The 12,716-nt window shown below is 44.5% G+C and carries 9 protein-coding genes; 3 read left to right on the top strand and 6 right to left on the bottom strand.

The window, feature by feature from the left end; genetic code table 11:
• Positions 1-54: 54 nt before the first annotated feature.
• Together I3255_RS05200 and I3255_RS05195 are read right to left on the bottom strand one after the other, a co-directional pair.
• Positions 55-2,100 carry a BCCT family transporter gene (locus I3255_RS05200; RefSeq protein ID WP_201600925.1) on the bottom strand — a complete coding sequence of 682 codons (2,046 nt, stop codon included), beginning with the start codon at positions 2,098-2,100 and terminating at the stop codon, positions 55-57.
• Positions 2,101-2,422: 322 nt separating this feature from the next.
• The gene (locus tag I3255_RS05195) at positions 2,423-2,866 is read right to left on the bottom strand and encodes an HIT domain-containing protein (protein WP_238037548.1); all 444 of its coding nucleotides are present in this window, start codon (positions 2,864-2,866) and stop codon (positions 2,423-2,425) included.
• Between the two features lie 238 nt (positions 2,867-3,104).
• Here I3255_RS05195 and I3255_RS05190 point away from each other — a divergent pair, with 238 nt between their 5' ends.
• From I3255_RS05190 to I3255_RS05180, 3 genes are all read left to right on the top strand, one after another.
• On the top strand, positions 3,105-3,845 hold the full coding sequence (locus I3255_RS05190; protein ID WP_238037546.1) for a hypothetical protein: 741 nt from the start codon (positions 3,105-3,107) through the stop codon (positions 3,843-3,845).
• A gap of 191 nt (positions 3,846-4,036) precedes the next feature.
• A complete protein-coding gene (ilvD, locus tag I3255_RS05185) occupies positions 4,037-5,923 on the top strand; it encodes a dihydroxy-acid dehydratase (RefSeq protein ID WP_238037544.1) in 1,887 nt (628 codons plus the stop codon).
• A 256-nt stretch (positions 5,924-6,179) separates the two neighbouring features.
• On the top strand, positions 6,180-7,427 hold the full coding sequence (locus I3255_RS05180; protein ID WP_238037542.1) for a cation:proton antiporter: 1,248 nt from the start codon (positions 6,180-6,182) through the stop codon (positions 7,425-7,427).
• A 56-nt stretch (positions 7,428-7,483) separates the two neighbouring features.
• Here the strand turns inward: I3255_RS05180 and I3255_RS05175 are convergent, their stop codons facing one another.
• The 4 genes from I3255_RS05175 to I3255_RS05160 all read right to left on the bottom strand — a co-directional run bounded on the left by I3255_RS05175 (position 7,484) and on the right by I3255_RS05160 (position 12,368).
• Positions 7,484-8,875: a serine hydrolase domain-containing protein gene (locus I3255_RS05175; protein ID WP_238037781.1), complete on the bottom strand. Its 1,392-nt coding sequence runs from the start codon at positions 8,873-8,875 to the stop codon at positions 7,484-7,486.
• Positions 8,876-9,086: 211 nt separating this feature from the next.
• A complete protein-coding gene (locus I3255_RS05170; RefSeq protein ID WP_238037779.1) occupies positions 9,087-9,611 on the bottom strand; it encodes a sulfur transferase domain-containing protein in 525 nt (174 codons plus the stop codon).
• 129 nt (positions 9,612-9,740) lie between these two features.
• Positions 9,741-10,652: a MaoC/PaaZ C-terminal domain-containing protein gene (locus tag I3255_RS05165; protein WP_238037540.1), complete on the bottom strand. Its 912-nt coding sequence runs from the start codon at positions 10,650-10,652 to the stop codon at positions 9,741-9,743.
• Between the two features lie 315 nt (positions 10,653-10,967).
• Entirely contained in the window at positions 10,968-12,368 is a 1,401-nt protein-coding gene (locus tag I3255_RS05160; RefSeq protein ID WP_238037538.1) for a 3-oxoacyl-ACP reductase, read from the bottom strand.
• Positions 12,369-12,716: the final 348 nt, after the last annotated feature.

Genomic DNA, 12,716 nt, shown 5'->3' with positions numbered 1-12,716 from the left:
GATTAACGTGAATAGCTTGCATAAGCATTAGTCATTTTTGATACATGCCGTGCATTATTTATCAAGCACACTGCCCTGCTCTAGCGTGATGTCATCATCATGCTCTTGCATGCGCCACGGTAGACTATCAGGCGATACATTGAGGAAATGTAAATACTTCTCGAACTGATCGATGATGTCATTAATCACTGATTCAGATTTGTAGCCGTATAAATCATACGTCTGACCACCACGGCGTAGATACACCTCAGCACGATGATGGTGCTCTTGTGGCAAAGTATCTGCGCTGTCTTCAGTATAATAATCGGGCGCATCATGCTCAGATAGGCGCACTTCATACCAAAATTCGACATCGTCACCACGTTGTAACTCAAGCACCGCACGGTTATTGACTGCGTCATAGTTGACCTCAGTCGTCCAACCAGTTTCTGCAAATTTAGACGACACTTCCATCATCGAAGGCATCACCACTTCTTTGATGTAATTCAAGACCTTTTCACGCGTTGGCTTGTCGGTCATATAGTCGATACGCTCGCGCCATGCAGACGGTTTAAGTAGATGCGGTGGCAGTCTGTTGTCATTACCAAGGCTCTGATTACGATGTCCTTCGATACGCAGCGCACGCCACATACCAAACATTGAGATCAGAATGATAATCGCAAACGGTAACGCACTGACGATAGCTGCCGTTTGTAGCGCCGTTAGGCCACCTGCAATCAGTAGGACGGCTGCCACAGCGCCTTCGGTCACTACCCAAAAGCTACGCTGCCACCACGGCGTATCACTGCGACCACCAGCTGCTAGCGAATCGATCACCAACGAGCCAGAATCCGATGACGTCACAAAAAAGGTAATAATCAATAAAATGGTCAATGACGACACAAATTCAGTAAATGGCAAGTTCTCTAGTAGCTTAAACAGAGCAATCGCTTGGTTGTTTTGTACTTCACTGATCAATGAGGTATAACCATCGACCATAATCATGTGTAGCGCGGTATCACCAAACACCGAGAACCAAAAGAACGTAAAGAAAGTCGGTACGAGCATCACACCCAATACGAACTCACGGATGGTACGACCACGGCTAATCTTGGCGATAAACAGACCCACAAAAGGCGCCCATGCAATCGTCCATGCAAAAATAAACAAGGTCCAGCTGCCGATCCAATCGCTATTTTCGTACGCCTGTAAGCTAAAGGTACGCTCGACGATATTACCCAAATAGCTACCCGTATTTTCCATAAAGGCGTTCAAGATAAAAATCGTCGGACCGACAACAAATACAAATAGCATCAGCGCAGTTGCCAATAGCATATTTAAAATAGATAAGCGTTTTACGCCCTTATCCATCCCTGCCAATACCGATACCAATGCCGCGGCTGTCACCAAGGCAATGGCAATCACCTGTACGGTCGTATTCACTGGAATGATATCTGGCAACAGATAATTGAGTCCCGCATTAATTTGCGATACTGACAAGCCCAAACTGGTAGCAATACCGAACATCGTACCCAATATCGCAAACACATCGACCGTATGACCGATAGGGCCATGAATCCTGTCACCAATAATCGGATACAGTGTCGAGCGTATTGATAATGGTAGACCATGACGAAACGCAAAATACGCCAGTGATAAACCAACGACACCATAAATCGCCCAAATATGAAAACCCCAGTGGAAATACGCAATTTGCATCGCCTCTTTTGCCGCGGCAATAGTCTGCGGGTCCGACATTGGCGGACTGGAAAAATGCATCACTGGTTCCGCTACCCCATAAAACAGTAGCGCAATCCCGTAGCCTGCCGAAAATAGCATGGCAAACCATTCAAGGAATCCGTACTCCGCCTCAGCATGATCAGGGCCCAGCTTGATACTGCCATAAGACGAAAACGCCAGTACAATAATAAACATCAAAAACAGGGCCACTGCCAGCATATAAAACCAGCCGAATGTCTCAGTCGTAAAACTAAGCACATCACTGAACAGAGCACCCGCTGCCTCAGGATCAATCGCGGTACCGATGACTAGCAGCAGCATAATGACCGCTGCAGGTATAAAAACGGGCAATAAAATGGTAGAGCGTGAACCGTTACTCATAAGCAGTGGTATCCTCAAAGCCAAGAAAACAGGAGATAAAAACGATATCCCTAAACATAATCAGTATAAAAACTATCAATATAGAGACTGCTAAATCATCATGGCGGTGGTAATACCGATTGATAATAGCCAAGTAATATGTTGGTAGTGTTAAACAAGGATACTGTGTAACATAATCTTTGCCTAAACCCTAGAACGGGCGCGTATTTATAACAATAACTTAACGATTCTTACACAAGTATTACTGGACAATAAAAAAGGCAACTTGTTAGTTGCCCTTCAATCTTATATACCTATCATCCTAGCAATTTATGCCTCGATATCAGACGGCACTAATAACCATAGCAAGTCGCTGAGCAATGTCTGCAAGCTCACCTTGATTAGCCTGCGTTACTGCATGACGTCCTAACTCATGAATGCTCGATGGAATCAGATGCACATGATAATGAAATACGGTTTGACCAGCTTCCGCACCATTCAACTGCATTTGGATAATGCCTTCACGTTCAAACACTTGACGCTGGGCCTGCATGACCTTTTTAGACGTCATTAATACCGCAGCGGCATACTCTGGCTCAAGATCTGCCAAATCTACCGCTTTCTGCTTCGGTATCACCAATACATGACCTTCGGCTTGCGGCATGATATCCATAAAGGCAAGCGTCTTATCGTCTTCATAGACCTTGTGATATGGAATATCACCATCTAACATTTTGGCAAAAATATTATTGTCGTCATAAGCAGTCTTTTGATTTACTTCAGTCATTATTTTTTCCTTTGATTATTTGATTGTTGGATGCTTAACAGCTTTTAAAATGGTTTAGAGCGCTTGTCATATAGTGGACGAAATATAAGTTTAGTACAAGTTGCTATCATTTCCGTCGTTGATAAAATCAAGCTGTATACTCCCTAGCTTATCCCACTAATTTATTGGCGAGTCATGCCTTTTAAATGTTATATTAACCCTCTATTTTAACAACGCTATGTTTATGGATTCGTCTACTTTGTCAACTCAACCAGATATGGATAATACTGCTATAACCCTTGATAATAAGGAAGAACACTCTGATATTGAGAGTGAAAGCGGTACTCAAACCATTGACCCAAATGCTATTATCTTAGCAGAAGCCTTGACTGACAAAGCTATTAGCTGGCAGATACACAACTGCAAAATTGTCAAAAAGACCGTCACGCAAGATTTGCCACTGCCTTTTCTTTATCATTACGATAGCTTAGACGATGCCGTCAAGCAGTCGCATCCACTCACCCCTGAATTACTGCTTCAATTCAATACGCCTATGTCAGCTCACGAAGCGGCTAAATTGATTGGCATTGATGAGGAACTGTTGACCAGTCCTTGGCATGTGAAAGTCATTGGTTCATTGGTGGTGTTCAGTGAGGCATTGCAGTTAGCCGTTCGGTTGCATTGGACCAATACGGGCAAAGAGACGCAGCAAATCTATACTAAGGATGCCGCCGACGCTATTATTGCCGCTTTTGAAGACTGGCAGTTTTTTGGTCGTGTCGACGTTCTTTATAAAAATAATAAGCAGACGTTAATCAGTATTGATGCGCAAAATGCCAATACTCAAGCATTACCTGCCGAATCGCTATTGACGATTGACGCAAGTGGCGACTATCAACAGCTTTTGGCCACCCATGCGCTGGCAGCTATTTTGAAGCTAGAAGCCGATAAAGCTGAACTACCTTGGTTTGATAAAGCGATTTTAGCTCGCATTGAATAGTGCCTTAATTGTACTTTTATCATATTAAACCCATTACCATTACTAAGCTATTTTCAATTATTCATATCTAATGGTATGGTAAAGACTTAGTATTATTCACTAGTCTTCATATCAGATAAAAAGCAAACTATAAGCATCACACTTGCGAGTTCACACTCAAAAAAATCTCGCCTATTAGTAAGGAATATCACATGGATTATCGCTCAAAAACCTCTACCGGCGGTCGTAATATGGCAGGCGCGCGCGCATTATGGCGTGCCACTGGCATGACTGACGGCGACTTTGGCAAGCCAATCATTGCGATTGCCAACTCTTTTACCCAATTCGTACCCGGCCATGTGCATCTAAAAGACCTTGGACAACTGGTCGCACGTGAGATTGAGCAAGCTGGCGGCGTTGCAAAAGAGTTCAATACTATTGCAGTCGATGATGGTATTGCGATGGGTCATAGCGGTATGTTGTACTCGCTACCAAGTCGCGACCTGATTGCTGACTCGGTCGAGTATATGGTCAATGCGCACTGTGCTGATGCGCTAGTGTGTATTTCCAACTGCGATAAGATCACCCCCGGTATGCTAATGGCGGCAATGCGTCTTAACATACCCGTGGTATTTATTTCGGGTGGCCCGATGGAAGCAGGCAAAATCCTAGCCAGTACCGTTGGTAAGAGCCACAATACCGATAGTAGTGATAGCAGTGCCGTTCGTAAACTTGACCTTGTCGATGCCATGATGGATGCCGCTGACGACAGCATTAGTGATGAGGACGTAGCAGCTATTGAAGCCTCAGCCTGCCCGACTTGCGGTTCATGCTCTGGGATGTTCACAGCCAACTCTATGAACTGCTTGACCGAGGCGTTAGGCTTGGCCCTACCGAGTAATGGCTCGCTACTCGCTACTCATTCACTACGCCGTGAGCTATTTTTAGAAGCGGGACGCACTATTGTCTCGCTTGCGAAACGCCGCTATGAGCAAGATGATGATTCGGTATTGCCGCGCTCTATCGCGACAAAGGCAGCTTTTGAGAACGCCATGAGCTTAGATATTGCCATGGGCGGTTCAACCAATACGATCTTGCATCTACTTGCTGCGGCCAATGAAGCTGAGATTGATTTTAAAATGGCTGATATTGACCGTCTAAGCCGCGGTGTGCCCTGCCTAGCAAAAGTAGCCCCTGCCTCACAAAAATTCCATATGGAAGACGTGCATCGTGCGGGCGGTGTCTTTGCTTTGTTGGCTGAACTTGATCGTGCGGGATTGTTAAAAACTGACGTACCGACTATCCATAGTACGACAATGAAAGAAGCGATTGATAAGTGGGATATCATGAATCATGATAACCATGAGGCACGCGCGCGCTTCCTTGCTGCACCGGGTGGCGTTCGCACCACCGAAGCATTTTCACAATCAAAAGAGTGGTCAAACCTTGATGTCAACCGTGAGTCAGGTTGTATCCGTAGTGCCGAACATGCCTACTCTGCAGATGGTGGATTGGCTGTACTGTATGGCAATATTGCCGAGCGTGGCTGCGTGGTCAAAACCGCTGGTGTCGATGAGAGTATCTTAACCTTTACCGGTCGCGCACGTATTTTTGAATCACAGGATGATGCGGTTGCTGCGGTATTGGCTGACCAAATCGTTGCAGGCGACGTGGTCATCATCCGCTATGAGGGCCCTAAAGGTGGCCCTGGTATGCAAGAGATGCTCTATCCAACGACATATCTGAAGTCAAAAGGACTGGGTAAAGAATGCGCCCTACTCACTGATGGTCGTTTTTCTGGTGGTACATCCGGTCTATCAATCGGTCATGCTAGCCCAGAAGCTGCTGAAGGCGGTGCCATAGGTCTAGTTGAAGAAGGCGATAGCATTCACATCGATATCCCAAATCGCACTATCAACATGCAAGTCAGTGATGCAGACTTGGCCGCACGCCGAGAAGCTATGGAAGCACGTGGTCGCGATGCATGGAAACCTGTCAGTCGTGATCGTCACGTTTCTCCAGCATTACGCGCTTATGCAGCTATGACTACCAGTGCGGACACTGGCGCTGTACGCGACGTAAGCCAAGTTGAGCGCTAAGAACTGTATATAAACCCTTCGTTTTCGTAACTTAATTATAGAAATCTATCAAGCCTGCGCCATGCAGGCTTTTTTTTCACCAAAAAACAACGCATCTGTCGTTCTGATAACTATTTTTTTCGGTAATAATTCTTTTTTATCGTCATGATAAGTCATACTGCAGGCTAGATATTAAGCATCCATACCGACCATTATCAATATCGACAGCCGACCTTTTAAAACTCATCCTTAAAATACAACAACGTGCGAAAACCTTATGATTGAAAACTACAATTTATTTTTATTAATCTGCGGTATCGCCTTTTTGTTAGGGGCATTGTTTCCTGTTATCTTTAAACGTACCTCGATCTCATTGCCTATGCTACAAGTGAGCTTCGGTCTAATGATGGGTTACTGGTGGACGTCTCTATCGTTTTTAGACCCTATCAACAATGGGGTAATCATCGAAAAACTGACTGAAATTGTCATTTTGGTCTCATTGGTTGGTGCGGGTATCAAAATTGACACCGAATTTTCTTGGCGGCTATGGCGACCCACGGTCAGGCTCTTGCTCATCACGATGCCCATCGGTATTTTTGCGATGGCAGGGTTAGGCTATTATGCTTTTGGCTTGAGCCTCGGCGCTGCTATTTTGCTGGGTGCGGTATTGGCGCCTACCGACCCTGTTCTGGCCTCTAGCATTCAGGTGGGGCCACCTAATACTGGCAGAGAAGACACACCCCGCTTCACATTGACTTCAGAAGCAGGGTTAAACGACGGATTGGCTTTTCCTTTTGTCTACTTAGCGATTAAAATTGCGGAAGCTTTCAGTGAGGGAAAAGCTTTTACCAGTGAGATGCTGTGGTCATGGTTCACCCATGATGTTTTGTGGAAGATTGGCGCAGGGGTCTTGGTTGGTGTGCTGGTTGGCAAGGCGATGGCCAAAGTGGTGTTTTCTAAACACACCCGTGAGACCACGATATCGCAAGGATATGTGGTTATTGCTTTGACTTTGGTGGCATATGGTGTCGCAGAGTATGTACACAGTTATGGGTTTATCGCTGTCTTCGTCGCTGCATTTGCATTCAGGCGTTCAGAATGTGAGCACACTTATCATCAAAAACTACACGATTTTGCTGAGCAATCAGAAGGTTTGTTAATGTCGTTAGTACTGGTTATTTTTGGTATGTTCTTGGGTCAAGGTTTGCAAGCTGGTGTTGAGCTCACATGGCGTGTCTATGTCGTCAGCTTTACTTTCCTACTACTCATACGCCCAATTGGCGGGTTTATCGCCTTATCAGGACTTCATTTACCCCGTGCTGAAAAATACGCAATTTCAGCACTAGGTATACGCGGTATTGGTACTTTGTACTATCTGTCTTATGCGCTCAACACAGATTTCTTTGCTGAGGATGATGCACTCAAACTCTGGATTGTCTGCTCGATTGTGATTCTAACCTCCATCTTCATCCATGGTCTGAGCGCAACAAGGCTACTTAAAATGACACCAAAAGAGCATCATTAATCATTCATGATGCCAGTATCACGGATAAAGTGAGTTCATTTATAGAACTGCTTTTATCAGCGTACTTCATCAACCCAGCTCAAAACCGCTTCTGTCAATGCAAACTGACGGATATCATTGAGCATGGTGGTATCAAAGTTGTGGATAAAGGCAAATGACAGTTGACGCGTAGGATCACACCAAGCGACTGAGCCGTTATATCCCATGTGCCCAAACCCTGATAGTGCTGGATCAATCCCATTATCGGTAGTATCTTTACTACTACATATACTGAATAATCTGTGGTAGCCCAATCGCCACTGCATTGTTGCTGGCATGACAGCATCTAGGCCTGTGACTTGTATTGTGGAGAGCTGCTTAAACGTAGCACTATCAATTAGCGTCTGCCCTTGCCAAACCCCACCATTGGCCAACATGGCATAGATAGTGGCTAGCGCATCCGCTGAAGCGACGCCATTAGCAGCAGGAATGACTGCCTGTAGTGTCTTGCGATTGTGGTAATCAAGTGCTTGTTTTCCGGCAGGAATGAGCGCTGCCTTATAGTTTTTTAGATTGAGCTGGCTGGTATTGAAATATAGGCTATTAATACGCGCAGTATTTAATACAGGTTGTATGTTATCAATATTTTTGTTGTCTAGATCGTCATCAAGGCTACTTTGCGTTTCCGCTGTACGCTCATCATTTAGCATTTTTTGTTGCCAGCAATGATAGCTAGGCAGACTTGCATAAGTACGTAAAGTGCTTGGTGAGTCGGATTTTAAGGTTGGTTTTTGGCGCTTGTTACGCAGTTGTACACTATCCTCATTTGTTGATTCAAAGTCTTTGGCAAGCTTTGCTACTTGATCTACTTTGCTATCCGGCACACCAAAATAACAACTGTCTGCAATACCTAAAGGCTCGGTCAGATACTGACGTAATGCTTCGGCTAAGGACATATGCGTCACGGCTTCTATCACACCGCCTAGTACCCAACCATATACCAACGCGCTATAAGCGCTGCCATATGCGGCAGCGTCCTCAGGTGCTGTGATAGGCATTTCTTCAATATGGCTCAGCATAGCGCGCCAATCAAGCACTGTGTCACTATCGACATCGATACTGGTGATCGAAAACAGATCAGCCTGATGTGACATCACCTGTCGCAAAGTGATGTTGTCTTTACCTTGTGCAGAAAATTCTGGCCAATATTGAGCAATAGGCACATCATAATCAAGCAGCTGCTGCGAAACCAATACATGCGCTAGCGTCGCTAAGATGCCTTTACCAGTAGAAAAATTAATGGCGAGCGTATTAGGCTGCCATGATGCATCCAAACGCGCCATGCCTGTACTTGCCTGCGCAATACATTCGCCTGCCTGATATACAACCACAGCACCACCAGCTGGCGCGTCACCTAGTTGTAAGTCTGTCAATAGCTGCTGTAATCGGCGTTGTAAATCTATGCTCATAGATGTATCGATATTTTTATTATTTTGATCATTGCTTTGCTTATTGTCGTCCATTATTGCTACCTTGCTCCAGTATTGTGAACTGTCCTAGTATTAAAATCGGCTGAGTGTATGCGTTATACAGATATTGGAGATCAGCATAAATGCATTGATAACCAACAAAAAAGGCCACCTATCGGTCGCCTTTTTATGCATCAATAATTATGATAATTTAGCGCGGTACTAGCAAGCGATTATGGACTTCTTGTTCAAGCTTGGTCAAGCCGTGACTACGTCCACGCTCCATAGCAGTATCCATTTTACGTCCACGTAACCAACCTGCACGTAGTGCAATGGCAGCCCCTACCCTGTTGCCTGAACCGCAGTGCATGGCCATTTTTTTACCGTGATACTGACGCAATATATTATCAAATGCCAATATTTTAAGTTGCTTTAGCTCTTCAGCGCCATTAATAGGCAGATGCTCGTAGCTCATTCCTGCGCGCTCAACGGCGGCTGATTCATTAAAACTCAACTCATCCTCTGGCTGCAAATTAATCACCAACTCAACGCCAGCTTTTGCTAAGGCGGCGACTTTTTCTTCATTTAACGCGCCGCACACAATGGTATTGGCATCCGGACGAAAATAAGGATCAAAGACAGCGGACAAATCAACGCCATTGTCAGAAGCGCTATGGTCATCACTTGAGATATCAGTGACAACGTTGTCATTAGCAGCTGCTGTATCAATAGTCATTGGTCTGTCAGCTTGATCCGTACTTGTCGCGCTATTTTGTGAATTCATGTTTTGTGCAGTCATAATGATAAATGTGTTGGTTAAATATGGCTATTAAGATATAGGTTCCGATAAGTCGTACAATACTTGCTACTTGCTATTTAACGTCACCACACCCGCCAAATGTGGCTTACTATTTTTAGAGCTATATAGTCCGAAGTCACAGGTATCTCCTGCGTTCTCAAGCTTCGCTACTGGTTGAGCGATAAGCTCTACTTCAGCCGGCAAAAAGATAGGCAGTTTAAATGACACGTCGACTGTATAAGCATCAGGCAGCTCATCCATTAGAGCAAGACATTTAGCTTTTGACCACATGCCGTGTGCAATTGCTTTAGGAAAGCCGAACGCACGCGCTGATAGTGGATGCAAATGAATCAGGTTAAAGTCACCTGAAACAAAAGCATAACGGCGACCGATATCTTCTGGTACTTCAAAAATACTATGTACGTCTTTTTTACCTACTTCTGGCTTTACAGCAACTGGACGCGGTGTGCTTTTTTTATCTTTGCTGCTGGCCATTTTTTTGCTGCGTGATAGGTAAGTTGACGTCCCTTCCCAAATCACTTTGTCCTCTGCTTTGACCGTGGTGACAAAATCAAACTGCTGACCTTGAGCGTGGTCACGCAAGTTGTCAAAAGTGACTGACATGGACACCGTTTCGCGCTCACCGATAGGACGATACTGCGTGACGCTATTGTCTACGTGTACCAGACCCAACATCGCAAACGGAAACGGCTCTTTGACCATCATATTCATCTGTAGAGTCTGTGATAGTACTGAAAAATACGTTGCTGGAACTTTACCGTTATCAGCAAAGCCACAAATTTTACGATAGTCGTTTAGATTATCATGATCGATATGCAAATCATCGACGTAATAGGTGGCCTGCGGCAATTGATCTTTACTGACTTTGCCACTGTTACCAATAGGTAGTAAGCTTTTGACGATATTGGCATAGGTAGTGTGCGCTTTTGGCAACGCGTCATAATGGGTGTCTGACATAAGTAAATCCTAAATGTGGCTTGAACAAGATTTTTAACGTATCTAAAGACATTAAGCAGTCACTGACTGGTGCCTATTATCAAATCATCTAATAAGCACTATATTCAATCAATTTTGCAAGTATCTCTAATAGCAAAAAATAGTTTGGCTGATGGCTCTTGTGTTTTTATCATAAAAAAGCCACCCGTGGGCAGCTTTATTACAATTTATCAGCAAATATTTCGTAAGCATATGTGAGGCAAATCAAAAACAAAGGATAATACCATCACACTACCCTCTCCTTGTTTGCCACATATTCTCACCAATAAATCAGTATTATGCGCCAAGTAAGCTTTGACCACAAACACGAACTGTGTTGCCATTTAAGCCACCAGACGCAGGTGAAGCCAACCATGCGATGGTCTCAGCCACGTCAACTGGTAAGCCGCCTTGGCTCATTGAGTTCATACGACGACCAGCTTCGCGAATAGCAAATGGAATCGCTTCAGTCATTTGTGTTTCGATAAACCCTGGCGCTACTGCATTGATGGTCATGCCTTTAGCATTGTCTTCTAACTGCTTAGCAGTCGCATCAACCAAGCCAATAACGCCCGCTTTAGAAGTGGCATAATTGGTCTGACCCATGTTACCAGCGATACCTGAAATAGATGACACACATACGAAACGGGCATTTTCTTTTAGCACATCATTATCGAGCAAGTAGCGATTCAATTTAGCAATGCTACCCAAGTTAATATCGATGACCATATCCCACTTCTTCTCATCCATTCTGGCCAATGTCTTATCACGTGTCACGCCAGCATTATGGATAACTGAATCTAAACCACCACGCTTTTGCGCCGCATCTGCGATTTCTGCGCCAGCGTCATCACTAGTGATGTCTACTGTCAATGCAGAGCCACTGATTTCACTGGCAACTTTTTGTAGGTCAGCTTGCTGCTGCGGTACGTCAAGACAGATCACATGCGCGCCCTCGCGAGCCAAGACACGAGCGATTGCTTCGCCGATACCACGACTTGCGCCAGTCACTAACATCGTTTTACCGCCTAAAGGCTGATTCCAATCAACGTCCACTGAGTCGCCCTTGCTCACGCGTACCACTTGTCCTGAGACATAAGCTGAACGTGCTGAGGTGAAAAAGCGCAAGGTCGAGTCTAGGTTCTGCTCAGCGCCCGCTTCTACATAGATAAGCTGGGCTGTAATGCCGCGCTTGAACTCTTTACCTACTGATTTTACAAAGCCCTCAAGTGCACGTTGTGCCATGGCAGTTTCGATATCAGTGATGTCCTCTGGCGTACGACCAATAACGATCACACGGCCTGATTTTTCAACGCGGCGCGCAACGCTATGAAAAAACTCGTACACTTCTTTTAGCTGATCCGCGTTGCTAATATTACTTGCATCAAAAAGCAACACTTTGAACTGATCGTCACCACCTGTATTGGCTTTTGCTTCAACGCCTGCATCAGCAAGAGCGTCTTTGACATCATCACGGCTGTTTACATATACATCAGCATGCACATCTAACAAAATACGTGCAACAGATTCACTAATGCTTTTGTCCTCACCATTAGCACGGCCAACTAGTACACTACCACGAACCAAACGCTCACCGCTTTCAAAACGATCAAGCGTCGCTGGCATTGGCAAACCTAAGTTCTTTGCGACTTTTTTACCAATAGAAGATTGAACAAAATCACCATAACGGTCTGACATAATATATTCCCTATAAATAATGAATGGTTGAAATAATAGTAAACACTAAATGTAATACGCCTATTATATAGACTCATCAACATTGTAATTATTGATATTTGGTAAATCATCTTAAAACTGGCTTAACTATACACTGCCATCAGAAACATGTCCAAAAACAGACAATGTCTACAATAATCTGTAAACAAGTCAGTATACAAGCTGACGACTTTTTACCGACTTACTGACCATCATAACATGTTAAAATCCGGCCTATAAGTTATGGCAAACATAATTATTGATAACAATATATTATCTAACGTATCGTTATGCAATGCTACTATCTGATACTCGTTGGTACTCGCCAGT

It is taken from the genome of Psychrobacter sp. Ps6 (assembly GCF_022129235.1).
In the GTDB taxonomy this organism is placed as follows: Bacteria; Pseudomonadota; Gammaproteobacteria; order Pseudomonadales; family Moraxellaceae; genus Psychrobacter.
This window is presented reverse-complemented; position numbering and strand designations above follow the sequence as displayed.

Bases quoted from the DNA above. Each gene is read 5' to 3' on its own strand.
- I3255_RS05200 (WP_201600925.1), bottom strand. From the start codon at position 2,100: ATGAGTAACGGTTCACGCTCTACCATTTTATTGCCCGTTTTTATACCT.
- I3255_RS05195 (WP_238037548.1), bottom strand. From the start codon at position 2,866: ATGACTGAAGTAAATCAAAAGACTGCTTATGACGACAATAATATTTTT.
- ilvD (WP_238037544.1), top strand. From the start codon at position 4,037: ATGGATTATCGCTCAAAAACCTCTACCGGCGGTCGTAATATGGCAGGC.
- I3255_RS05180 (WP_238037542.1), top strand. From the start codon at position 6,180: ATGATTGAAAACTACAATTTATTTTTATTAATCTGCGGTATCGCCTTT.
- I3255_RS05175 (WP_238037781.1), bottom strand. From the start codon at position 8,875: ATGAGCATAGATTTACAACGCCGATTACAGCAGCTATTGACAGACTTA.
- I3255_RS05170 (WP_238037779.1), bottom strand. From the start codon at position 9,611: ATGACTATTGATACAGCAGCTGCTAATGACAACGTTGTCACTGATATC.
- I3255_RS05165 (WP_238037540.1), bottom strand. From the start codon at position 10,652: ATGTCAGACACCCATTATGACGCGTTGCCAAAAGCGCACACTACCTAT.
- I3255_RS05160 (WP_238037538.1), bottom strand. From the start codon at position 12,368: ATGTCAGACCGTTATGGTGATTTTGTTCAATCTTCTATTGGTAAAAAA.